Here is a 21,798-nt window from a genome sequence, read left to right on the forward strand (position 1 = left end):
AGTCGCGGTACCTGCTTCTGCCCGGAGGGCGTGGGAGTCCGGCTTGCCGACGATCTGCCGGGCACCGGCAGTCGATCCTGACCCCCCGGTTGTTCCAGGCACACCGCATTCACAGAATTTGCTGCCGCTTCGCGCCAGATCGCGAGCAAGCTTGCTCCTACGGCCTTCGGCCAGAATCAAAAGCATCGGCAAACGCCCCGAAATCCCGGCTGATCACAGAACTGCCTTGAAAAACGCCGACTGTAGGAGCCGGCTCGCTGGCGAAAGCGGCGGGCCTATGACGACGATATGGAGTGACCCACCGCATTCGCCAGCAAGCCACGCCCCAACGCCTGCGGTCATGACCATGACCATGACCATGAGCATGAGCATGAGCATGACCATGATCGCAGGAGTCGCGGTACCTGCTTCTGCCCGGAGGGCGTGGGAGTCCGGCTTGCCGACGATCTGCCGGGCACCGGCAGTCAATCCTGACCCCCCGGTTGTTCCAGGCACACCGCATTCACAGGATTTGCTGCCGCTTCGCGCCAGATCGCGAGCAAGCTTGCTCCTACGGCCTTCGGCCAGAATCAAAAGCAGATCGGCGAACCACCCGAGTTCCCGGCTGACCACAGAGCTGCCTTGAAAAACGCCGACTGTAGGAGCCGGCTCGCTGGCGAAAGCGGCGGGCCTATGACGACGATATGGAGTGACCACCACACTCGCCACTAAGCCGCGCACCCGCACCGCGGCCAGAATCAAAACGGATCTGCGCAGGCCAGGCCTTGGTCCGCGGCGAACGCCTGGGCAAGAAAATCCACGAACGCTCGAACCCGCGCTGACTGCCTGCGGTTGGGCGGCGATACCGCGTGGATCGGCAAGGCAGACGGCGTGTAGCCGGTCAGCACCTGCACCACCCGGCCGGCGTCGAGGTCCTCGCCGTAAAGCCAGGAGGGCGACAGCGAGATCCCGAGCCCGCTCAGTACCATCTGCCGGATCGCCTCGCTGTTATTGCTGCGCACGTTACCTTGCACCTGCACCTGATGCAGGCCGGCGTCGAACGTCCAGGTGTCGAAACGCGCAAGCAGGTTGAACAGGATGCAGTTGTGCCGGGCCAGATCCGCCGGTTCCTGCGGTGCCGGATGGCGCTTGAGGTACTCGGGCGAGGCCACGGTCAGGCGTCGGGTCAGGCCGATCTGGCGGGCGATCAGGGTACTGTCCTTGAGCTCGCCAATGCGGATGGCAGCATCGATGCCTTCGCCGACCAGATCGACATTCTGGTCGCTGAGGCGCAGGTCAATGGTCACCTGCGGGTAGCGCTGCACAAACTCGCGCAGACGAGGGGCGATCTGCAGTCGGCCGAAGCTGACCGAGGAGGCGATACGCAACGGCCCAGCGACCCCCTCGCGACCGGTCTGAAAACTGTGTTCGGCGTTATCGACAGCGGCGAGAATGTCCCGACACTGTTGGTAGTAGCGCTGCCCTTCATCGGTCAGCGACAGTTGCCGGGTGCTGCGCGCGATCAGACGTCCGCCGAGGCGCTGCTCCAACGCGCCGATCTGCTTGCTGACGGTGGGCTGAGTGGTGCCCAGTTCACGGGCAACGGCGGAGAAACTGCCGCGTTCGACCACTCGCACGAACATCGCCATGGCTTCCAGAGTGTCCATCACAGCCTCATTTGGCGGTATCCAGGAATGAATACTATAGGCATTTACCCTCTTATCGGCATCGACGCTGGCGAGCACACTCATCTCATCGCCCGGCCCCGGGCTGCTGAATCGGGAAATCGCCATGAGCACCATGCAAGCCGCCGTCGCCGTAGAACAGCAACAGCCCCTCCAGTTGCAAACCCTGCCGTTGCCGGAACCTGGCGCCCATCAGGTGCGGGTGCGGGTCGTCGCCAGTGCGGTCAACCCGCTGGACATCAAGATCAGCGAAGGCAAGGGCGGGCATGCCCGGCAACCGCTGCCTGCGGTACTGGGTATGGACCTGGCCGGGGTGGTGGACCAGATCGGTAACGGGGTAAATGCCTTTGCCGTGGGCGATGAGGTCTACGGCATGGCCGGGGGGATCGGCGGCAACCAAGGCGCGCTGGCGCAGTACGTGGTGGTGGATGTCGATTTGCTTGCCCGCAAACCGTCCAACCTGAGCATGCGAGAAGCGGCAGCGTTACCGCTGATATTCATCACGGCGTGGGAAGGGCTGGTGGACCGAGCCAACGTGCGCGGCGCGCAGAAAGTCCTGATCCATGGCGGTGCCGGCGGTGTGGGGCATATCGCGGTACAGATCGCCAAGGCCCGTGGCGCCGAGGTCTTCGCCACCGGCTCGGCCCACAGCCGAGCGACCATCGAAAGCCTGGGGGCCACGGCCATCGATTATCGCAGCAGCACACCTGAGGACTATGTCACGCAGCACACCGATGGCGAAGGGTTCGACATTGTCTACGACACCGTGGGCGGCAGCACGCTGGATGCCTCCTTTGCGGTTGCGCGTATCTACACCGGCCATGTGCTCAGTTGCCTGGGCTGGGGTGAGCACAAGCTGGCGCCTTTGTCGTTTCGTGCTGCGACCTACTCCGGGGTCTTCACCCTGTTGCCGTTGCTGACTGGCAAAGGCCGCAAGCACCACGGCCAGATCATGGCCGAGGCGACCCGGATGGCGGAGGCCGGGCAGTTGCGCGTGCTGCTCGACGACCAGCGGTTCAGCCTGGCGCAGGTCAATCAGGCCTACGAGCGGGTCAGTGCAGCGGGTAATCGGGGCAAGGTGGTGATCGATATCGCTTGATCGAGCAGGGCGTCAGACGATGACGGTGTGGGCGGGCGCGTCGCCTTCGATCTGCGCTTCTCGCCAGGCATCCAGCCCTCCGACCAGCGCCTTGCCCCGGGTCAGGCCATGGGCGCGGAGTTTTTCCGCAAGCAGGGCAGCCGATAGCTCATTGGGGCAGGCGCAGTAGAACACCATGTCGACGTCGGCCAATTGCTCGACCCAGGGCTGCAACGGCTCTTCGAGGCTGATCGACACCGCCCCGGGGATGCCCTGGACGATAGCCGTATGAAACCTGGGCCGGACATCGATGATCACCGGTGCATGGTCGGTATCGCGCAGGGCCAGCAACTGCGGCACCGTAATGCGTGGCACCAACGATGTGCGCGCCAGCAGGCGGCGGCGTTTCCAGTAGCGCCAGCCGACGAACAGGGCCAGGGCGCCGAGCACACCTGCGATGGCCACCGGCACGTAGCCGCTGAGCCAGTCCAGCAAGGGAATGATGGCGTCGCTGAACAGCATCCCCAGCAACAGCGCCGAGCCTGCCCAGATGAATGAACCGGCCAGGGAATAACGCATGAAGGTGGCGATCGGCGTGGCGTTCATGCCGGCCACCGTGGTCACCAGCGCACCGGCACCGGGGAGGAATTTGGACAGCAGCATCGCCCGCGGGCCGACCCGCTCGTAGACGGTCAGGCCCTGGCGAATGCAGGTGTCCTGGGACAGCGAGATCCTGCAGATGGATTTGAGCAGCACACCGCCGTAGCGCTTGCCGGCCCAGTACCACAGGGCGTCGGCAATCAGGCAGGCGAACATGGCGACCAGCACCCCGGCAGCCAGCAGTGGCTTGCTCTGCATGGCCAGCGCGCCGGTGACGATGAGGGTCGGATAGGCCGGGACCGGCAGACCGATCTGCTCCAGCAGCACGTTGACGAACACCAGCAACAGGCCATGGCTTTCGTTCAATTGCTGAAGTTCGTTCATGAGCAGTCACTCTGCCAGATAGCATGCAACAAAAAAGGGGTGTCAGTACCGTGGCCTGAACACCCCCTTGTGTCAATGCCGAATGTGCATCAGCCGAGCAGTTCGATCGCCATTGCGACGCCTGCGCCATAGGCGGGGTCGGCCTTGGTGCAGTTGTCTATGTGGCGTTGCTTGACCAGGGCCGAGGCGCCACTGATGGCCCGTGCGGTGTTGTCGAACAGCACCTGCTGTTGCGCCGGGGTCATTAGTTGAAACAGCGCACGAGGCTGCGAGTAGTAATCGTCATCGTCCTTGCGAAAGTCCCAGTTGGCCGCCGCGCCGTGCAACTCCAGCGGCGGTTCGCAGAAGTCCGGCTGCTCGACCCAGGCGCCCTTGCTGTTGGGCTCGTAGCCGATGGTGCCGCCGGCATTGCTGTTGACGCGCATCTGGCCGTCGCGGTGGTAGCTGTTGACCGGGCACTGCGGTGCGTTGACCGGGATCTGGTGATGGTTGACGCCCAGACGGTAGCGTTGCGCATCGCCATAAGAGAACAGGCGGCCCTGGAGCATCTTGTCCGGCGAGAAGCTGATGCCGGGCACCACGTTGGCCGGGTTGAACGCAGCCTGCTCGACATCGTGGAAATAGTTTTCCGGGTTGCGGTTCAGTTCCAGGGTGCCGACTTCGATCAGCGGATAGTCGGCGTGCGGCCAGACCTTGGTCAGGTCGAACGGATGGATCTTGTAGGTGTTGGCGTCCTGCTCCGGCATGATCTGCACGAACATCTTCCACTGCGGGAAGTCGCCTTTTTCGATGCTGTCGTACAGGTCGCGCTGATGGGTCTCACGATCGCCCGCTACCAGGTCGGCGGCCTGCTGGTCGGTGAGGTTGTCGATGCCCTGCTGGGTCTTGAGGGTGAACTTGACCCAGAAGCGCTCGTTCTGCGGGCTGATGAAACTGAAGGTATGGCTGCCGAACCCGTGCATGTGGCGATAGGACCTGGGCAGGCCGCGATCGCTCATGACCACGGTAACCTGGTGCAGCGCTTCAGGCAGCGAACTCCAGAAATCCCAGTTGTTGTCGGCGCTGCGCATGTTGGTGCGCGGGTCGCGCTTGATCGCGTGATTGAGGTCCGGGAACTTCAGCGGGTCGCGCAGGAAGAACACGGGTGTGTTGTTGCCCACCAGGTCCCAGTTGCCTTGTTCGGTGTAGAACTTGATGGCGAAACCGCGAATATCACGCTCGGCATCGGCCGCGCCGCGCTCACCTGCGACGGTTGAGAAACGAATGAAAATATCGGTCTGCTTGCCGATTTGCGAAAACAGCCGGGCCTTGCTGTAGCGGCTGATGTCATGGGTCACGGTGAAGGTGCCGAAAGCGCCTGACCCTTTGGCGTGCATGCGACGTTCCGGGATGACTTCGCGGTCGAAGTGGGCGAGTTTTTCCAGCAACCACACGTCTTGCAGCATCAAAGGGCCGCGGGGTCCAGCCGATTGCGCGTTCTGGTTGTCGACGACGGGGGCACCCGCGACTGTGGTGAGTTTATTCATGATCAGGCTCCGGTTTGGGACGGTGATTGTTGCCGGATGGACCTTAGCGGTATTGGACGCTCGTGCGCCTTCTTGCTGTGTTACGCGGTTTTTTTATCGCGCTGCGCCCGCACCTGGCAGACGCTCAAGAAGGCCGCTTGAAGACAGCAGCGGGCTGCGCGTGGTGCCGACGGTCAGCATCTCGTATTCACATTCGCCACCGCCGGGCACCTTGACCTGTGCGAAGGCGTCCTTGGGGCCGGCGATGTCCAGCAATTGAACGCCTGGGAACAACACCATGCCCACACTGATTTAGCGCATAGGGTTTCATTGAACAAAAGGTGTCGGATCAGTCTCGGCACAGACATCCTCGGGCAACAATCGGCTGCAGACACGATGATGACCCGTAGCAGTCCGGCCTGGCGGCGGTGGCGCCCTGAAAACCGCTACCGCCGGCAAGCCGGACGGCTACAGGTTGTTTGTTGTCAGCCGGGCAATCGGGGTGTTTGCGGATTTGCTTGTGATTCTGGCCGAGGCGTAATGACTGAGGAACACATAACGTTGTAGCAGTCCGGCTTGCCGGCGGTCGCGATATCAAGGACGCCACCACCGGCAAGCCGGACGGGTACACATCAGCTGGGCGATCAGACCTCGACCTTCACCGCACGGCCGGTCTTGATCGACTCCAGCGCGCAGTTGGCCAGGTGCAGGGCCTTGAGCCCGTCGCGCGCGTTGGTGGGCAATGGCTCGCCGGCGTTGACCGCATCGATGAACTGGTTCAACTCAATGCGGTACGAATCGGCGTAGCGTTCCAGGAAGAAATTCATCAGTGGCTCGCGCACTTCCGTCTGGCTCGCGCTGTAGCTGCGTACGGTGCTGGGGCGGTGGTTGTCGTTGAGGATCATGCCCTTGGAGCCGAATACTTCCAGGCGCTGATCGTAGCCGTAGACCGCCTCGCGGCAGCAGTTGATGTGGCATTGTTTGCCGGAGGCGGTGCGCAGCAGCACCATCACGCTGTCGTAGTCGTCGATTTGCGCCAGGGCCGGCTCGACCAGACGGCTGGCGATGGCCATGACCTCCACAGGTTCCTCGCCCAGCAAGGTGCGGGCGGTGTCGAAATCGTGGATGGTCATGTCGCGGAAAATGCCGCCGGAATGGGTGAGGTATTCCACCGGTGCCAGGCCCGGGTCGCGGCTGGTGATCACCACCTGACGCACCTCGCCGATGTCGCCCGCGGCGATGGCCTTGCGCATCTGCAGGGTGTCCGGGTCGAAGCGACGGTTGAAGCCGAGCATCACCTTGCCGTTCAGGCGCTCGATGTCTTCAACGGCCTGGGCAGCTTTGGCAAAATCCAGGTCGATGGGTTTTTCGCACAGCACCGGCTTGCCCAGTCTGACCGCGCGCAGCATCAAATCGATGTGGGTGTCGGTGGGCGTGCCGATGACGATCGCATCGACGTCGTCACGGGCAATGGCCTCGGCGCAGTCGTAAGCGGCCGCGCAGCCCAGCCTGGCGGCGAGCTTGTCGACCCCTTCACGCCAAGGGTCGGCGATCACCGCCAGTTGCACCTGGGGATTGGCCGCGACGTTGGCGGCGTGGATGTTGGCGATGCGGCCTGCGCCGAGGACTGCGATGCGTAGCATGGGTGGATCTCCTTGGATTGTTGTTGTCGGGTAGATCGGTTTAATCGGATCGAACGGTTGCGCTGCGGATCAATGCGCCAGGTTGAACGGCGTGACGATCTGCACCGGCGATGCCGGGATCTGATCGACCTTCCACAGGCGATGAAACTGCAGGATGTGCAGGAACGCATGGCGGGCGTCGACCTCCAGGTTGTGGTCGATGATCGCGGCTATCTTCTCTTCGGCGAGCAGTTGGCGGTTTTCCTGATCCAGGTCGTGGCCGATGAACACCGCCAGCGGCCGATCCAGCGCGGCGAAGGCATCGACGATAGCCCGGTTGCCGCCGCCGACGCTGTAGACGGCCTTGATCGAAGGGTTGTCCTCAAGCGCCCGCATCACGCGTTCGAACGTCGGCTCATGAACGCCGAAACCGCCGCTGATATCGACCACACGCAGATGCGCGGCACGGCTGCGCAACCAGGTGCGAAAGCCCATTTCGCGTTCTTCTTCGCCGCGAAACAGCTCGCTGCTGATGACCACCGCCACGTCCTGCGCCACGCTGTCGAGCCAGCGCGACATCAGGTAAGCGGCGGTCTGCCCGGCGGTGCGGTTGTCCATGCCGATGTAGCCGATGCGATCGCTCTGCGGCAGATCGGACACCAGGGTCACCACCGGGACGCCAGCGGCGGTGACCTGGTTCACTGCCTCGTTGATCTGCGGCTCATCGGCAGCCTTGATGATCAGGCCCTGGCTGCCTTTGCCTGCGCAACGCAGAATCAGGTCGTGCATCTGCTGGGTGTCGATCTCCTGGTGCAGATGAAAACGCGGGAAGATGCGAAAGGGCGCCAGGCTGCCCAGTTGCGCATGGATGGCCTCCTGCACCGCATCGCTGAAGCGTTTGGGGGTGTGCAGGATGATATCGATATGAAAGGTGCGGCCCACGGCAGGACCGGATTTCTCCTGCGCCTCGAGCTCTTCCAGGGCTTGCTGGATGCGCCGGTTGGTCTGGTAATGCACGCTGCCCCGTTCGTGCAGCACGCGGTCGACCGTGGCTTTGCTGACGCCTGCCTGGGCGGCAATCTGCTTGATGGAGAAGCGTCTGGCGCGGTCGAGCATCGGAATCTCCTGAGCCTCTGCCTGAGGTCTTGTTGAGGTCGATTCGGGCCTCTGTGAGGTGGAGGCAATGCTAGTCTCTGTTCCATTCGTTGTACAGATGGAATTTAAATTCTATTGTGATGGCGAATGGTCTTTATCCAAAAACAACAACAGCGGGAGACAGGCATGTCAGCAATGGATCTTTCCACCTCGTTCAGCGGTCGCTACTTCGTCGTCACCGGCAGCACCCAGGGCCTTGGTGCTGCGGTGGCCCATACCCTGGCGCAACGTGGCGCCGCGGGTCTGATCATCTGCGGTCGCAGTCGTGACAAGGGCGAGCAACAGGTTCGCCAGCTCGCCGAACTGGACTGCCAGGCATTCTTCGTCGAAGCCGACCTGGAGAACGTCGACGACTGCCGGCGCGTAGTGGCCGCGGCCAAGGAGCATTTCGGCACGCTTCACGGGCTGGTGAACTGCGCCGGGATGTCCGATCGCGGCAGCATCATCGACACCTCGCCGGAGCTGTTCGACCGTATCTTCGCGGTCAACGTCAAGGCACCTTTTTTCCTCATGCAGGAAACCATCAAGCTGATGATCGCCAATCAGGTCGAAGGCTCGATCGTGAGTATTCTCAGCGTCTCCGGGCATGGCGGTCAGTCGTTTCTCTCGGCGTACGCAGCGTCCAAGGGCGCTTTGGCCGTACTGACCAAGAACGTGGCGTTCAGCACCTTGCGCAACCGCATCCGGGTCAACGGCCTGAACATCGGCTGGATGGACACCCCTCACGAAGACCAGATCCAGCGCCAGTACCACGGTGCCGACGATGGCTGGTTGGCACGCGCCGAGGCCCAGTCGCCGTTCGGTCGTCTGCTCAAGCCGCAGGAGGTTGCCAACAGCGTGGCGTATCTGCTGTCCGATCAGTCGGGCATGACCACCGGTGCGGTGATCGACATGGAGCAGGGCATCATGGGCTGCGGCGACGGGTCGACACCGCGTCCGGATGCCCCGTTGAGTCTGGAGGGGGTGAACGGAGCCGGGTTGTGAAGCTGTTTGCCAGCGCTGGCGACATCAACCTCCAGCTATTCGCCGCGCTGTGCGAGCAATCGGTGGATGTCGCGCAATACCCTCATGCGCAGGAGGTGGGCAGCCGGGTGTTGATCTATCGCGCCGACACCTTGCGCAACGCCATGCAGCACGATCGCAGGACGCTGATGAGCGAGTTGCACAGCCTGTTCCGCGATGGCCCTGGGGTCATGGTGGTACGCGACGCGTACCCGGATCTGGCTGTGGTTGATCGGCACAGCGAGGTGTTGCGGCAGATCATTGCCGATGAGGCGGCGCGCATCGTGCGCGCCGACCACTTCGCCAAGGCGGGTGCCAACCAGCGGATCTGGAATTCGCTGCAGAAGGCTGCCGAACACTCGCCGGATTCGTTCATCGAGTACTACGCCAATTCCTTGCTCGGGTTGATCGCCGAGGCCTGGCTGGGACCGTACTTTCAGGCCACGGCACAGGTCAACGTGGTGACGCCGGGCGGGCAGGCGCAGCAGCCGCATCGGGACTATCACCTGGGTTTTCAGAGTGACGAGGTGGCCGCGCGCTTCCCGTTGCCGATGCATCGGCTGTCGCAGAACCTGACCCTGCAAGGGGCCGTGGCGCATACCGACATGCCGCTGGAGACCGGACCGACCTTGCTGCTGCCGTTTTCACAGCAGTACGAGCTGGGGTATCTGGCCTGGCGCGATCAGCGTTTTATCGACTACTTCGCTAGCCATGCGATTCAACTGCCGCTGAACAAGGGCGATTTGCTGTTCTTCAACCCCGCACTGTTTCATGCCGCAGGCACCAATCGCACCGTCGACCAATTTCGCATGGCCAACCTGCTGCAGATTTCCTCGGCGTTCGGCAAGCCCATGGAGACCGTCAACCGCGAGCGGATGATGCTGGCACTGTATCCGCTGATGCTCACACGCATGCAGCAGGGCGAGTTGGACGAGGAGGGGATGCAGGCGGTGATTGCCATGAGTGCGGACGGCTATTCATTCCCGACCAATCTCGACACCGATCCACCGTTGCACGGCATGGCCCCGCTGACCGGGCAGCAGCTGATGGAGCAGGCGCTGCATGAGGGCTGGGAGGTGCAGAGGTTCGCCGACGCGGTGGAGGCCAGGCGCGTTAAACGCATGGCTTGAATGTGGGCGTCGGCCAACGACGTTCCCACCCGCACACACACACACGGGTCGTTGACTTCGATCAAATATTTTCGGGGGTCACGATCTGTAGCGGCACCATTACCCGGTGCCGCTGGGGATCGATCGTCTGCGCCTTGGGCAGTTGCACCATCACGTCGATCAATGCCTTGGCGATCAGCTGTGGCTGCGAGTCGATCACCAAGGTCACCAATCCCTTGCGCATGGCCTGGCGCGATTCCACTGTGGGTTCCTGCAAGATCACGCACAGGGGCTGACGTTGCGGTGTGGCGGCCAGGGCGGTGATGACGCCTTCGACCCCACCGCCTGCCACGTAAATGCCGCGCAGGTCGGGATGCCTGGCCAGCAAGTCCAGGGTCGCTTCCTCGGTGATGGCGCCGTTGTCCAGGGTGATGATCGGCGGCAACACGCGAAACTGCGGGGCTTTTTCTTCAAAGAAGCTGCGCACCCCGGCCTCCCGTTGCTCGTGGCCGAGAAACCGGTGCCCACCGAGCAGCACCGCCACTGTGCCCCCCGTAGACGCTGAACCGTGGGCGATCAGCCAACCCGCCGTGCGCCCCACTTCATGATTGTCGGTACCCACATAAGCCCCAGGTTGCCGGGTGGACAATTCGGTCAGCAGCGATACCACGTGCACCCCTTGCTCGCGCACCTGCTCGATGGCCTCGATGATCAGCGGATGCTCGAAGCTGACCAGCGCCAGGCAGTCGCAGCGCTCGGCCAGTTGCCGGATCTGCCGGGCTATGGACTGCGGCGAGCGGTCATGGATCAGTTCGACGTGGCAGACAATATTGGCTGTCCGCGCATCATGCGCCTGCTCGACGATGGCATCGCTCAAGGTCTTGTAGAACGTCTGAGAGGTGCCCAGCAACAGAAAGCCGAAATGGTAGGCCGGCTTCCTTTCGTTGATCCGTTGCGAGATCAATCGCGCGGCGAAGTAACCCACCGCTTCGGCGGCTTCATGGACCTTGTCGGCGGTTTGCGGGTTGACCGGCGCGCGGGCATTGAGCACCCGGTCGACGGTGGCGACACTCAAGTTGGCGTAGTGCGCAACGGTGGCAATGGTCGGTCGTTTTTTATTATTCATTGCAGTCCCGAAAAATAGCTTGATAGAAAACTATCAAGCGCTATCTGGGCTGGATGATAGCTTGAGAGAGAATACTTTCAAGCGCTTGTTGCAGGTCGGGCTGCTCTCTATATTTTTCATCAGCGCAGGAATAACCAACGCGGTTTTGAATATCCGGAGAACAATAACAATGTCCCACCAGATACCGTTTAACGCTGAGCGTGGAAGAGATTACAGCCTGACCGGCGAGCAGGCCCGACTGGCCGAGGAGGCCGGTCTGGTGTCGGCGGTCTGGTATCAATGCGCGGTCCCGCGCAAGCGCATGAAAGAGCTGATGCAGCGTAGCGACGCTCGGGCCATCCGTGACACCGCATTGTGGCTCGGCGCGCTGCTGCTCAGCGGTGTGGGCGGTTATCTGTTCTGGGGCAGCGCGGCCTGCGTGCCGTTCTTTCTGGTGTATGGCCTGCTGTACGGCACCGCGGCCAACTCGCGCTGGCACGAAACCGGCCACGGCACGGCCTTCAAGACCCGCTGGATGAACGACGTGGTCTACCAGCTGGCCTGTTTCATGGTCATGTACGAGCCGCAGGTCTGGCGCTGGAGCCACGCTCGCCACCACACCGACACCATCATCGTCGGCCGCGACCCTGAGATCGTCGAGCCGCGTCCACCTCGCCTGAACCTGATGTTGCTCAAGTTCTTCTCGCTGCCGCATGTGTACAACGCCTTCAGATCAATGTTTCAGCATGCGTCCGGGCAGATGAGCGATGAAGAAAAAACCTTCGTCCCGCAGGCCGAGTGGCCCAAGGTCTACCGCATGGCGCGCATCTGGCTGACCCTTTACCTGCTGGTGATCTGCGCGGCGCTGTACCTCAACTCCTGGCTGCCACTGATGTATGTGTTGCTGCCGACGATGTATGGCGGCTGGTTGAGTTACGTGTTCGGCCTTACGCAACATGTGGGGCTGGCCGAAGATGAACTCGATCATCGAAAAAACTGCCGCACCATTTACATGAATCCGCTGTTTCGCTTCTTCTATTCGGACATGAACTATCACCTGGAACATCACATGTTTCCGATGGTGCCGTATCACGCCCTGGCCCAACTTCATGAAGAAATAAAAGACGATTGCCCGCCACCCTACGACAGCATTGTCCAGGCTTATCGGGAAATCATTCCGACGTTGCTCAAACAACGGAAGGATCCCTCTTTCTACATCAAGCGTCCGATCCGGGAAGCCGCGCCGCAATCGCAAGCGCCCACCGAGCAGCAGCAATCGGCGTTCAGCTGAAACGTCCCCACCCGACAATAAAAATGAGAGCACTGCCATGAGCAATCAATGGGTAGAGGTTTGTCACGTCGACGATATCGACGAAGAGGATGTCATCCGCTTCGATCACCAGCAGAAAACCTACGCTGTCTACCGCTCGCACAACAGCCAGTACTTCGCCACCGATGGGCTGTGCACCCACGAAAAGATTCATCTGGCCGACGGACTGGTCATGGACTTCGTCATCGAATGCCCCAAGCACAACGGGCGTTTCGACTATCGCAACGGCAAGGCGCTGAACGCCCCGGCATGCGTCAATCTGAAAACTTACCCGGTGAAGGTCGAGGCCGGGATGGTGTTGCTTGACACTCAAGGGCAGGACCAGTGATGAGTCAGGGCGAGGTTCTGCACAGCGACGCGGGTCACGAGCAGACCATGGTGATCGTCGGTGCCGGACATGCCGGTGGACGCGCTGCACTGACCCTGCGCGAGGCCGGGTTTGCCGGGCGCATCCTGCTGATTGGCGATGAGTCGCACCTGCCATATGAGCGACCGCCGCTTTCCAAGGCGCTGCTCAAGGGCGAGTCGTCGCTTGCGGCCTGCAGCCTGTTCAGCGAAGCGAGTTTCATTGCCTCGGGCATCGAGCACATCAGTGGCGTGCGGGTGACGGGTATTGATCCGGCTCAGCATCGCCTGACGCTGAATGATGGTGTGGCGTTGAGCTACAGCAAGCTGCTGCTGGCAACCGGCGGCCAGTCCAGGAGCCTGGATCTGGGGGGGCGGGTGTTCAGCAATGTGCAATACCTGCGCACCTTCGACGAGGCCGTCGGACTTCAACAACGGCTGACGCCCGGGAGCCGGCTGCTGGTCATTGGCGGGGGCTTCATTGGCCTGGAAGTGGCCTCCAGTGCGCGGGATCTGGGGTGTGAAGTCACGGTGCTTGAGGCGGGAGCACGCCTGGCCGCGCGGGCACTGCCTGAGCGGGTGTCCGAAGCGCTGTTGACCCTGCACCGACGCAAGGGCGTGGTCATTGAGCTCGGTGCGCAGATCGCAGCGTTCCACGGCAGTGACCGGCTTGAGTCGGTGCAACTGGTTAGCGGCCAACGGCTGGGGTGTGATGTGCTGCTGGTCGGCATCGGCATGCAGCCCAATCTTGATCTGGCGCTGCACGCAGGCTTGGCCACGGGCAGCGGCATCCAGGTCGATGGGTTTCTGCAGACCAGCGCGCCGGACGTCTATGCGGCGGGGGATGTCTGCGAATTTGCCCGTGCAGACGGCGGGTTTCATCGTCAGGAGACCTGGCGCAACGCCGAAGCGCAAGGCCGATTGGCGGCACTGAACATGCTCGGGCAGCGGCAGCTGTTCACCGGCGTGCCGGGTTTCTGGTCCGATCACTATGAGTTTGGCTTACAGACCGTCGGCACGCTCGCGCCGGGGGCTCGGGTTATCCAGCGCGAGTACGCCGATGCGGGCTTTGTGCTGTTTTACCTGGATCAGCATTCGCGGTTGCTCGGTGCCAGTGGCTGGGGCGCCGGCAACAGCATCGCCAAAGACATCAAACTGTGTGAGCGGCTGATCGAAAGCCAGGTCGAGTTGCCGCTGGCGCCATTAGCCGACGCGGGCGTCTCGCTCAAGGGCTTGTTGCGAGGTGCGCATGTCTGATCAGCCTGCAGCGCCGGCCCTGAAGCCGGAGTTTCTGGTCTTTCAATCCATGTGGGCCATGCAAAATGACCGCGGCGATCTGCCCGGACCTTTGGAGCAGCTACTGACGACCATTGCCGAGGCCGGTTTCGACGGCATCACCGATCATTACTACGACGCTGATTCAGCACGCCACCTGTCCCGTGCGGCGCAAAGCCTGGGCTTGCAAATAGAAGGGCAGCTGTTTCCGAAAACCGTGGATGAGTTGCAGCCGGTGCTGGACGTCGCCAGCCAGTACGGATGCCATCACCTGACTATTCAGGCAGACAGTCGGCCGCGAACATTGAAAGAAGCCGTGCGCCTGATCGAGGGTTGGCAGCGACTGGCCGAGCAGGTGGATTTTCCGGTGTTGGTGGAAACCCATCGCTATCGTGTCACCAACGACCTGCACTTTACCCTGGACCTGCTCCGTGAGCTGCCTGACCTGAAGCTGCTGGCCGACTTGTCGCACTATGTGGTCGGTCGCGAAATTCCATTGCCACCTGGGGCGGACGATCAGCAGCAGATCGAAACCATCCTGCGCAGCAGCTGGGGGTTTCATGGGCGCGTGGCCAGCTGCGAGCAAGTGCAGTTGCCGATCAGCTTTGCTCAGCACAGGCCCTGGCTTGAGCTGTTCAGCGGCTGGTGGCGCTTGGGCATCGAGGACTGGCTGCGGCGTTGCGCAGCGGGGGGCAGCCTGTCGTTCACCTGCGAACTGGGGCCACCGCCCTACGCGATCACCGACCGCTCTGGCCGGGATATCACCGACCGCTGGGAGGAGGCGTTGATGATGAAGACGCTGGTTCGAAACCTGTGGCAGGAATGCACGCAGCACCTGTAGGCGTGGGTTTTTCGCGATAGGTTCGTGTCAGTCGGCATCGCATTGACTGACACACCGCTATCGCGAGCAAGCTCACTCCTACACGGTAGGCACCGTCTGGGTTGGCACGCCCTATGCTGTCCTGAATGAAACCGGGTTGTTGAACAATCCGTTATTTTTCAGGAAGCCGCTCACGTGTCCATCGCCAAAGAAAACGGCCTGTCCCTGGCCGACCAGGTCGCCCATGAGTTACGCGACGACATCATTGGCGGCAAGCTGCTGTCCGGCATGCCGCTGGTCGAAAGCGACCTGGTGCGCGGCTACAACGCCTCGCGTAACACCGTGCGCGAAGCGTTGCACCTGCTCGGGCGTGAAGGCCTGACCACCTACATTCGGCACAAAGGCGTAATCGTTCGCCGGCTGACGGTGGCCGATGTGCGGGATCTGTTCATGGTCCGGCGTACCCTCGAATCCCGCGCCATACTGGCTGGCAAGCCCTTGGCCAATCAGCAGTCGAGTGGCATGGCCGACGCCATCGAGGCTGCCGAACTTGCCTGCGAGCGTGAGGACTGGCGGGCGTTCGGCACGCACAGCCTGCGCTTCCATCAGCACGTGGTGGGCCTGTTGCACAGCCCTTCGTTCGACGCGTTTTTCACCAACATCGTGGCGCAGATGCGTCTGGTGTTCTCCGCCGCCCCCGATGAAGCCCGCTATCAGGCGTCCTGGCTTGAACGGGATCGGCATATCCACCATCTGTTGCTCGAAGGCCACTGCCAGCAAGCGGGCGAGGCCATGGACAGCTACCTCAACGATTCCGAACGACAGGCGCTGGAATTGCTCGCCAGCGCTGCCAGACATTGAACCAGGAGATTGCCATGTACAAAGACTACCCAGCCGCCTATCAGGTCAGCAAAGGCGCGGCGTTGCAGGTTGATGCAGCGTTCTACGACCGTATTCGCCAGGCACAGGACAGCCGCACGCTGGTGGAGCAATTCGAAGTCCCGATTCGCACCGCACGCGCATGGAAAGTCAAAGCCGGCCAGGTGTTTCGGGTCACCACCCCTGTTGGCCCGCAGGTCGGTGACTTCAACGTGTGGAACGCCGATGATCCGCGCGAACGTATGTGGGCGGCGCGCACCCGTCAGCTGCAAGGCGCGCATGTCACCACCCATGACCGGCTGTGGTCGAACCTGCCGTTCCTGCGGCCGATGGTCACCATCACCGATGACAGTCTGGCCAGTTACGGGATCGACGAACACGGCGGGCGCCTGCATGACCTGCTCGGCACCCGCTGCGACCCCTACGTCAACAGGATGCTGACCGGCGAGGACTTTCACCATCACTGCCACTCCAACCTGACCCGTGCCGTATTGCCTCACGGCCTGACCGAGTTCGACGTGCACGATGTGTTGAACATCTTTCAGTGCACGGGGCTGAACCATGACGACATGTACTTCATGAAAGCCTGCCCGGCGCAGAAGGGCGACTATCTGGAATTCTTTGCCGAAATCGATTTGCTGTGTGCCTTGTCGACCTGTCCGGGTGGCGACCTGTCACTGCCGATGTGGGGGCCAGAGGCGCAGGATCCGCTGAGCGTGTGCCGGCCACTGGGTGTGGAGATCTACGATATCGACCCTGCGCTGCTGCTCGGCTGGGCATCCCCCAAGCGCGCCGAGTACAACGGGCTGCATGGCCTGAAGATCGCCAAGGCCGACTGGGAAAAATAGCAGACACAAGCAACGCCCCCTGTAGGTTCTGGGGCATCGCCGGCTCCCACGGCCTGCGGCCAGAATCAAAAGCAGGCGGCGCAAGGGGGTCTATCGCTTCTGCCCGCAGGACGAAAGAGGTCGAGCGCTCCCAACCACCGGACGTCAGATGTCCACCCGCTTCTGCCCGGAGGGCGTGGGAGTTGGCTTGCCGACGATCTGGCGCGAAGCGCCAGCAAAGCCTGTTGACGCGATGCACCTGATCCGCCGCGCCGTCTGACTCTACTGCCGGTGCCCGGCAGATCGCTGGCAAGCCAAGCGCCCACGGCCTGCGGGCAGAATCAGAAGCAGGCGGCGCAAGGGGGTCTATCGCTTCTGCCCGCAGGACGAAAGAGGTCGAGCGCTCCCAACCACCGGACGTCAGATGTTCACCCGCTTCTGCCCGAAGGGCGTGGGAGTTGGCTTGCCGACGATCTGGCGCGAGGCGTCAGCAAAGCCTGTGGACGCGGTGCACCTGACCCGCCGCGCCGTCTGACTCTACTGCCGGTGCCCGGTAGATCGCTGGCAAGCCAAGCTCCCACGGCCTGCGGCCAGAATCAGAAGCAGGCGGCGCAACAGGGGTCGATTGCTTCTGCGCGCGGCCGTTAGATGTTCACTCGCTTCTGCCCGGAGGGCGTGGGAGTTGGCTTGCCGACGATCTGGCGCGAAGCGCCAGCAAAGCCTGTTGACGCGATGCACCTGGCCCGCCGCGCCGTCTGACTCTACTGCCGGTGCCCGGCAGATCGCTGGCAAGCCAAGCTCCCACGGCCTGCGGCCAGAATCAGAAGCAGGCGGCGCAATAGTCCAAAGCTGCTTGAGGAGCTTGTTTGAAACCATAGAATCTCCCACGGCCTTCGGCCAGAAGCTGATCTTCCTGCGCCGGACATACGCAGATACCCCGACCGACCGCCGAACCACTGTAGGACCAGGGCGGGGCTTGCCGGCGATGGGATCTTGATGGCGCTGCCGCCAACAAGCCGGACTGCTACAGGTTTGTCTTGTATCGCGATTTCGCTGGCCAGGCAGGTTCACGCATCGCGCAGCAGGTCATGGGCGTTGAGCAGGCTCCAGGCGATTTCCGGGCGTTTTTCCAGGCCTCGACGGATCGCTGCCGGGATCGCCGAGCGGGTCTTGCGGCACATGCCGGGCAGTTCGGCGATCTCGATGAGCATCCCGCGCATGCTGCGCACTTCGTTGAAGCCCGGAGCGATCTGCAGGCGAATGCCGAGCTGTTCGTACATGCGTTTTTGCACGTGCTCAAGATCACTCAGGCTGGTGATGCTTTCCAGACGCTGCAGCAGACGTTTCTCTTCCGGGCGGGTCAGGCAGAGGATGCGCAGGTCTATACCGGGGGTTTCCAGCAGGCGGTCGCGGTCGCAGATACAGGCGCCGGGCGGGCAGGGTGAGCGAATCGGCAGTGTGGGCGTCATAGGCACCGATCATAGCGGTGGTGGTAGCGGTTTTACAGCACCGGTCGGCGAGCGGAAGGATTTTCCCGGTGCTGGGTCTGGTCAGGCCAATATCAATTAAATTTAATTGGTCTTGCCAATATCGCCATCGCTGTGTAGTTTTTTTCCATTGATGCCGAGCGCGCATTCTTTTGCAGGCGCGCTCGGGTAGGCCCAGGATCACAACAACAAAAGATCACTACCCGACGACCTCATGGCGTTTGCCATCCTGGCGCGTCGGCGTACCTGGTCTGGAGATAAAACATGCTCACAGTCGTCTGCGAAAAACCCGGTTCTCTGTTGGCTCAGGATCGTCAGAAGCCTGAACGCGCCGCCGGTGAAACCCTGGTCAGGATCAAGCGCGTCGGGGTCTGTGGTACCGATCTGCACATCTTCAACGGCCAGCAGCCGTTTCTCGAATACCCCCGGGTAATGGGCCACGAATTCTCCGGCATCGTCGAGCAGAGCGAAGCGGGCAGCGGGCTTGAGCCCGGCGATGTGGTATTCGTGATGCCGTATCTGTCCTGCGGCGATTGCATCGCCTGTCGTCAGGGCAAGACCAACTGCTGCGTGCGCATCCAGGTGCTGGGCGTGCATCGCGATGGCGCCTTCACCGAGTACCTGAGCCTGCCCCACGCCTTCGTGCTCAAGGCCAACGGCGTGACGCTGGATCAGGCCGCGATGATCGAATTCCTCTCCATCGGCGCCCATGCGGTACGCCGTTGCGACATTCAAAAGGGCCAGCGCGCGTTGGTGGTAGGCACCGGGCCGATCGGCATGGCGGTGGCGATCTTTTCCCGACTGCGCGGCGCGAAGGTCACGGTGCTCGACACCCGCCAGGACCGCCTGGCGTTCTGCAAGGAGCACCTTGAGCTGGACTCGGCGGTATTGATCGGTGACACCGACAAACAGCAACTGGAGCAGCTGACGCACGGCGAGTTCTTTGACGTGGTGTTCGATGCCACCGGCAATGCCAGGGCCATGGAGCGCGGGTTCGAGTTCATCGCCCACGGCGGCAAGTACGTGCTGGTGTCCATCGTGCGCGACACCATTAGCTTCTCCGACCCCGAATTCCACAAGCGCGAAGCGACCCTGATGGGCAGTCGCAACGCCACGGTCGAGGATTTTCGTTATGTCGAACAATGCCTGCGTGACGGCCTGATTCCCGATGCGGCGCTCAATACCCATCGCATGACGTTAAGTGAGGTGCCCGAGCGCTTTCAGACGTTGCTGGACCCGACTCAGGGCGTGGTCAAGGCGATTGTCGAGTGCTGACCTGCATTGGGTGAGGTCTTTGTGCCAGTCCGGCTTGCCGTCCGGTGCTTGTGCGATCGCTGCCGCCGGCAAGCCGGACTGCTACAGGAAGCTCGCCCGAGCCCGACACTGTTTCAATGAGGAAAGCGCCGTATGAGTGATCCCAGCTTCACCCCCATTCTGCAGTTTGGCACCAGTCGTTTCCTCCAGGCTCACGCCGATCTGTTCATCTCCCAGGCGCTGGACAAAGGCCAGGCGCTGGGCAAGGTGACCGTCGTGCAAACCACTGACAACCCCGACAGCGCCCGGCGGGTCCAGGCGCTGGCCAGCGGGGCAGGGTATCCGGTGCGGATTCAGGGCATGCAGGACGGCCAGGTAATCGACCAGCAACACTGGTCTTCGTCGATCCAGACCGCTCTGCACGCTGACCGGGACTGGCAGCGGATCCGCCAGGCAATGACTCGTGAGGTGCAGGTGGTGATCTCCAATACCGGCGACAAGGGCTATCTGCCGGACGCTGCGGATACCCCGGCATCGCTGGCGTCGGATGCGCCAGCGCCGGTCGGCTTTCCCGCCAAGTTGTTGGTCTTGCTGCATGATCGTTGGCAGGCGAATCCCTACGCGCCCCTGTCGCTGTTCCCCTGTGAACTGGTGTCGCGCAATGGTGATGTGTTGCGCGATCTGATCATTGCGCTTGCGCAGGATTGGCAACTGCAGACTGCATTCGCCAGCTACCTGCGCGAGACCTGTCGCTGGGCCAATTCCCTGGTTGATCGCATCGTTTCTCAACCCATCGAACCGGTGGGCGCGGTGGCCGAGCCTTATGCGATCTGGGCCATCGAGCGCCAGCACGGCCTGCTGCTGCCGTGCACCCATCCGTGCATGGTTGTCACGGACGAGCTTGAGCAGTACGAGCAGTTCAAGCTGTTCATGCTCAATCTGGGGCACAGCTGGCTGGCCGAGCGCTGGCTGGTCGATCAACGCCCTGGCGCTGAAACGGTGTACCAGGCGATGAACGACCCGCTGTTGCGCCAGAGCCTGGAGGATCTGTGGGAGCAGGAGGTGCTGCCGGTGTTCGCCGCCAAGGGACAAGGGGCGCAGGCACGGGATTATCTGGCCAGCGTGCGTGAGCGTTTCCTCAACCCGTTCCTTGAGCACCGCATTGCCGACATCGCGCAGCACCATGAGCAGAAGAAACGCAGGCGGTTTTTGCCGGTGCTGCAGATGGCCGAGGCAGGGCTGGAGCAGCCGAAACTGAACGCCGCACTGCACCGCTGATCTGTAGTGGGAGCCAGCAAGCCGGCTCCCACGGCCTTCGGCCAGAGGTCGGTTCCAGTCACAGCAAAACCTGTAGGGCACGTCGCAGGTCACGACGGCAGCGAATGCAGAGTGTCGGTCGACATTGATTCGTCTGACCCACCGCATTCGCCAGCCCCCCGGAACGCCTGTGATATGCTCCGGCGCAGACTGACGGAACGTGATTGATGACCGCACCCAACCCTCCCGCCGAACGCCGCCTTTATCAAATTACCGCTGACCGCCTGCGTGAGCACATTCGCAAGAATGGCATCAAGCCAGGCTCGCGCTTGCCGCCTGAACGCGATCTGGCGCAACTGCTCGGCGTGTCGCGACCCTCATTGCGTGAAGCGTTGATTGCCCTGGAGATCGAAGGCAGCGTCGAGATCCGCATGGGTTCGGGGATCTACGTCTGCGAGCACCTGCTGGGCGTCAAGGGCAAGACCCGCACCCTGGGTGAAAGCCCCTCCGAGCTGATGCAGGCGCGGGCGTTGATCGAAGGCGAGAGCATCCTGCTCGCCTGTCTGCACGGCACCAAGGCCGATTATCGCTACCTGCAGGCGTGCATCGACAAAATGCGTGAAGGCGCGCTCAAGGGTGTACCGGCGCTGATTGATGACCGCAAGTTCCATCAGCGGCTGGCGAAGATGAGCGGCAATTCGACGCTGGTACGGATCATCACTTCGCTGTTCGAGGAGCGCTACAGCCCGCTCACCGCGCATGTCAGCGAACATTCGGAAACCCGCGAAACCTGGGCCATCGCCGTGGCCGAGCACGAAGCCATTCTGCAAGCGGTTCAGGCCCGCGATCTGATCGGCGCGCAGACCGCCATGCGTGAGCATTTGCGCAGGTCAGAGTCCCGCTGGCTGGGCGGGATGGATGCCGAGCAGGGATAGGGCGCGCAACAGCGGTGTTTCGTACGCGCTGCTGGTGGTTCTGCCCAGCGGCTGAACTGACCCCAAAAAGTTGGACGGTCTATTGCCAAACGCCGCGAGACTGAGCCCTGTAATCCACAGGACTCAGCCCACCGAGCTTCGCCTTGATTCGGTCATGATTGTAGT

At 62.2% G+C, this 21,798-nt stretch carries 22 protein-coding genes; 12 read left to right on the forward strand and 10 right to left on the reverse strand.

Annotated elements, in window-relative coordinates:
• Positions 1–213: 213 nt before the first annotated feature.
• Positions 214–741 (reverse strand): hypothetical protein, encoded by a 528-nt coding sequence (locus tag ACI2KS_RS15250; RefSeq protein WP_404621565.1) that lies wholly within the window; start codon positions 739–741, stop codon positions 214–216.
• Positions 738–1,646 carry a LysR family transcriptional regulator gene (locus ACI2KS_RS15255; RefSeq protein WP_404621567.1) on the reverse strand — a complete coding sequence of 303 codons (909 nt, stop codon included), beginning with the start codon at positions 1,644–1,646 and terminating at the stop codon, positions 738–740. Before ACI2KS_RS15255 ends, ACI2KS_RS15250 begins: the two co-directional genes overlap by 4 nt.
• Positions 1,647–1,770: 124 nt before the next feature.
• Here ACI2KS_RS15255 and ACI2KS_RS15260 point away from each other — a divergent pair, with 124 nt between their 5' ends.
• A complete protein-coding gene (locus ACI2KS_RS15260; RefSeq protein ID WP_404621569.1) occupies positions 1,771–2,763 on the forward strand; it encodes a zinc-dependent alcohol dehydrogenase family protein in 993 nt (330 codons plus the stop codon).
• A gap of 12 nt (positions 2,764–2,775) precedes the next feature.
• Here the strand turns inward: ACI2KS_RS15260 and ACI2KS_RS15265 are convergent, their stop codons facing one another.
• The 5 genes from ACI2KS_RS15265 to ACI2KS_RS15285 form a co-directional block, all read right to left on the reverse strand.
• A complete protein-coding gene (locus ACI2KS_RS15265) occupies positions 2,776–3,726 on the reverse strand; it encodes a VTT domain-containing protein (RefSeq protein ID WP_404621570.1) in 951 nt (316 codons plus the stop codon).
• Between the two features lie 89 nt (positions 3,727–3,815).
• On the reverse strand, positions 3,816–5,252 hold the full coding sequence (locus tag ACI2KS_RS15270) for a catalase (RefSeq protein ID WP_404621571.1): 1,437 nt from the start codon (positions 5,250–5,252) through the stop codon (positions 3,816–3,818).
• A gap of 93 nt (positions 5,253–5,345) precedes the next feature.
• Positions 5,346–5,531 carry a hypothetical protein gene (locus tag ACI2KS_RS15275; protein ID WP_404621572.1) on the reverse strand — a complete coding sequence of 62 codons (186 nt, stop codon included), beginning with the start codon at positions 5,529–5,531 and terminating at the stop codon, positions 5,346–5,348.
• 344 nt (positions 5,532–5,875) lie between these two features.
• Complete coding sequence (gene iolG / locus ACI2KS_RS15280; protein WP_404621573.1) at positions 5,876–6,874, reverse strand: inositol 2-dehydrogenase; 999 nt, start codon at positions 6,872–6,874, stop codon at positions 5,876–5,878.
• Positions 6,875–6,943: 69 nt separating this feature from the next.
• Positions 6,944–7,969 carry a LacI family DNA-binding transcriptional regulator gene (locus ACI2KS_RS15285; RefSeq protein ID WP_404621574.1) on the reverse strand — a complete coding sequence of 342 codons (1,026 nt, stop codon included), beginning with the start codon at positions 7,967–7,969 and terminating at the stop codon, positions 6,944–6,946.
• 165 nt (positions 7,970–8,134) lie between these two features.
• Between ACI2KS_RS15285 and ACI2KS_RS15290 the strand changes: the two genes are divergently transcribed.
• Positions 8,135–8,992 (forward strand): SDR family oxidoreductase, encoded by an 858-nt coding sequence (locus ACI2KS_RS15290; protein ID WP_404621576.1) that lies wholly within the window; start codon positions 8,135–8,137, stop codon positions 8,990–8,992.
• Positions 8,989–10,140 (forward strand): phytanoyl-CoA dioxygenase family protein, encoded by a 1,152-nt coding sequence (locus ACI2KS_RS15295; protein ID WP_404621578.1) that lies wholly within the window; start codon positions 8,989–8,991, stop codon positions 10,138–10,140. Before ACI2KS_RS15290 ends, ACI2KS_RS15295 begins: the two co-directional genes overlap by 4 nt.
• Before the next feature lie 61 nt (positions 10,141–10,201).
• On the opposite strand, the gene ACI2KS_RS15300 is transcribed toward ACI2KS_RS15295, so the two are convergent.
• Positions 10,202–11,245 (reverse strand): LacI family DNA-binding transcriptional regulator, encoded by a 1,044-nt coding sequence (locus ACI2KS_RS15300; protein WP_404621579.1) that lies wholly within the window; start codon positions 11,243–11,245, stop codon positions 10,202–10,204.
• Between the two features lie 169 nt (positions 11,246–11,414).
• Here ACI2KS_RS15300 and ACI2KS_RS15305 point away from each other — a divergent pair, with 169 nt between their 5' ends.
• From ACI2KS_RS15305 to ACI2KS_RS15330, 6 genes are all read left to right on the forward strand, one after another.
• On the forward strand, positions 11,415–12,515 hold the full coding sequence (locus tag ACI2KS_RS15305) for a fatty acid desaturase family protein (protein WP_404621581.1): 1,101 nt from the start codon (positions 11,415–11,417) through the stop codon (positions 12,513–12,515).
• Between the two features lie 37 nt (positions 12,516–12,552).
• On the forward strand, positions 12,553–12,882 hold the full coding sequence (locus ACI2KS_RS15310; RefSeq protein WP_404621583.1) for a MocE family 2Fe-2S type ferredoxin: 330 nt from the start codon (positions 12,553–12,555) through the stop codon (positions 12,880–12,882).
• A complete protein-coding gene (locus ACI2KS_RS15315; protein WP_404621585.1) occupies positions 12,882–14,156 on the forward strand; it encodes an NAD(P)/FAD-dependent oxidoreductase in 1,275 nt (424 codons plus the stop codon). Before ACI2KS_RS15310 ends, ACI2KS_RS15315 begins: the two co-directional genes overlap by 1 nt.
• Positions 14,149–15,015, forward strand: a complete 867-nt coding sequence (locus ACI2KS_RS15320) for a sugar phosphate isomerase/epimerase family protein (protein ID WP_404621587.1) — start codon at positions 14,149–14,151, stop codon at positions 15,013–15,015. Before ACI2KS_RS15315 ends, ACI2KS_RS15320 begins: the two co-directional genes overlap by 8 nt.
• Positions 15,016–15,189: 174 nt before the next feature.
• Positions 15,190–15,855, forward strand: a complete 666-nt coding sequence (locus ACI2KS_RS15325) for a GntR family transcriptional regulator (RefSeq protein WP_404621589.1) — start codon at positions 15,190–15,192, stop codon at positions 15,853–15,855.
• Between the two features lie 14 nt (positions 15,856–15,869).
• Entirely contained in the window at positions 15,870–16,721 is an 852-nt protein-coding gene (locus ACI2KS_RS15330) for an urea carboxylase-associated family protein (protein ID WP_404621590.1), read from the forward strand.
• A 1,046-nt stretch (positions 16,722–17,767) separates the two neighbouring features.
• On the opposite strand, the gene ACI2KS_RS15335 is transcribed toward ACI2KS_RS15330, so the two are convergent.
• Positions 17,768–18,169, reverse strand: a complete 402-nt coding sequence (locus tag ACI2KS_RS15335) for a hypothetical protein (RefSeq protein WP_404621591.1) — start codon at positions 18,167–18,169, stop codon at positions 17,768–17,770.
• 282 nt (positions 18,170–18,451) lie between these two features.
• Here ACI2KS_RS15335 and ACI2KS_RS15340 point away from each other — a divergent pair, with 282 nt between their 5' ends.
• From ACI2KS_RS15340 to ACI2KS_RS15350, 3 genes are all read left to right on the forward strand, one after another.
• Positions 18,452–19,462 carry a zinc-binding alcohol dehydrogenase family protein gene (locus ACI2KS_RS15340; protein ID WP_404621593.1) on the forward strand — a complete coding sequence of 337 codons (1,011 nt, stop codon included), beginning with the start codon at positions 18,452–18,454 and terminating at the stop codon, positions 19,460–19,462.
• Between the two features lie 132 nt (positions 19,463–19,594).
• Positions 19,595–20,719 carry a mannitol dehydrogenase family protein gene (locus tag ACI2KS_RS15345; protein WP_404621595.1) on the forward strand — a complete coding sequence of 375 codons (1,125 nt, stop codon included), beginning with the start codon at positions 19,595–19,597 and terminating at the stop codon, positions 20,717–20,719.
• A gap of 206 nt (positions 20,720–20,925) precedes the next feature.
• On the forward strand, positions 20,926–21,633 hold the full coding sequence (locus ACI2KS_RS15350) for a FadR/GntR family transcriptional regulator (protein ID WP_404621597.1): 708 nt from the start codon (positions 20,926–20,928) through the stop codon (positions 21,631–21,633).
• Positions 21,634–21,712: 79 nt separating this feature from the next.
• Here ACI2KS_RS15350 and ACI2KS_RS15355 read toward each other — a convergent pair.
• A partial coding sequence (locus tag ACI2KS_RS15355) for an IS3 family transposase (protein WP_404621646.1) occupies positions 21,713–21,798 on the reverse strand: 86 nt, incomplete at its 5' end.

This window comes from Pseudomonas sp. NPDC087358 (assembly GCF_044900785.1).
GTDB lineage: Bacteria > Pseudomonadota > Gammaproteobacteria > Pseudomonadales > Pseudomonadaceae > Aquipseudomonas.

Bases quoted from the DNA above. Each gene is read 5' to 3' on its own strand.
- ACI2KS_RS15340 (WP_404621593.1), top strand. From the start codon at position 18,452: ATGCTCACAGTCGTCTGCGAAAAACCCGGTTCTCTGTTGGCTCAGGAT.
- ACI2KS_RS15265 (WP_404621570.1), bottom strand. From the start codon at position 3,726: ATGAACGAACTTCAGCAATTGAACGAAAGCCATGGCCTGTTGCTGGTG.
- ACI2KS_RS15305 (WP_404621581.1), top strand. From the start codon at position 11,415: ATGTCCCACCAGATACCGTTTAACGCTGAGCGTGGAAGAGATTACAGC.
- ACI2KS_RS15330 (WP_404621590.1), top strand. From the start codon at position 15,870: ATGTACAAAGACTACCCAGCCGCCTATCAGGTCAGCAAAGGCGCGGCG.
- ACI2KS_RS15260 (WP_404621569.1), top strand. From the start codon at position 1,771: ATGAGCACCATGCAAGCCGCCGTCGCCGTAGAACAGCAACAGCCCCTC.
- ACI2KS_RS15350 (WP_404621597.1), top strand. From the start codon at position 20,926: ATGACCGCACCCAACCCTCCCGCCGAACGCCGCCTTTATCAAATTACC.
- iolG (WP_404621573.1), bottom strand. From the start codon at position 6,874: ATGCTACGCATCGCAGTCCTCGGCGCAGGCCGCATCGCCAACATCCAC.
- ACI2KS_RS15345 (WP_404621595.1), top strand. From the start codon at position 19,595: ATGAGTGATCCCAGCTTCACCCCCATTCTGCAGTTTGGCACCAGTCGT.
- ACI2KS_RS15310 (WP_404621583.1), top strand. From the start codon at position 12,553: ATGAGCAATCAATGGGTAGAGGTTTGTCACGTCGACGATATCGACGAA.
- ACI2KS_RS15290 (WP_404621576.1), top strand. From the start codon at position 8,135: ATGTCAGCAATGGATCTTTCCACCTCGTTCAGCGGTCGCTACTTCGTC.
- ACI2KS_RS15275 (WP_404621572.1), bottom strand. From the start codon at position 5,531: ATGGTGTTGTTCCCAGGCGTTCAATTGCTGGACATCGCCGGCCCCAAG.
- ACI2KS_RS15315 (WP_404621585.1), top strand. From the start codon at position 12,882: ATGAGTCAGGGCGAGGTTCTGCACAGCGACGCGGGTCACGAGCAGACC.
- ACI2KS_RS15255 (WP_404621567.1), bottom strand. From the start codon at position 1,646: ATGGACACTCTGGAAGCCATGGCGATGTTCGTGCGAGTGGTCGAACGC.
- ACI2KS_RS15285 (WP_404621574.1), bottom strand. From the start codon at position 7,969: ATGCTCGACCGCGCCAGACGCTTCTCCATCAAGCAGATTGCCGCCCAG.
- ACI2KS_RS15320 (WP_404621587.1), top strand. From the start codon at position 14,149: ATGTCTGATCAGCCTGCAGCGCCGGCCCTGAAGCCGGAGTTTCTGGTC.
- ACI2KS_RS15300 (WP_404621579.1), bottom strand. From the start codon at position 11,245: ATGAATAATAAAAAACGACCGACCATTGCCACCGTTGCGCACTACGCC.
- ACI2KS_RS15335 (WP_404621591.1), bottom strand. From the start codon at position 18,169: ATGACGCCCACACTGCCGATTCGCTCACCCTGCCCGCCCGGCGCCTGT.
- ACI2KS_RS15270 (WP_404621571.1), bottom strand. From the start codon at position 5,252: ATGAATAAACTCACCACAGTCGCGGGTGCCCCCGTCGTCGACAACCAG.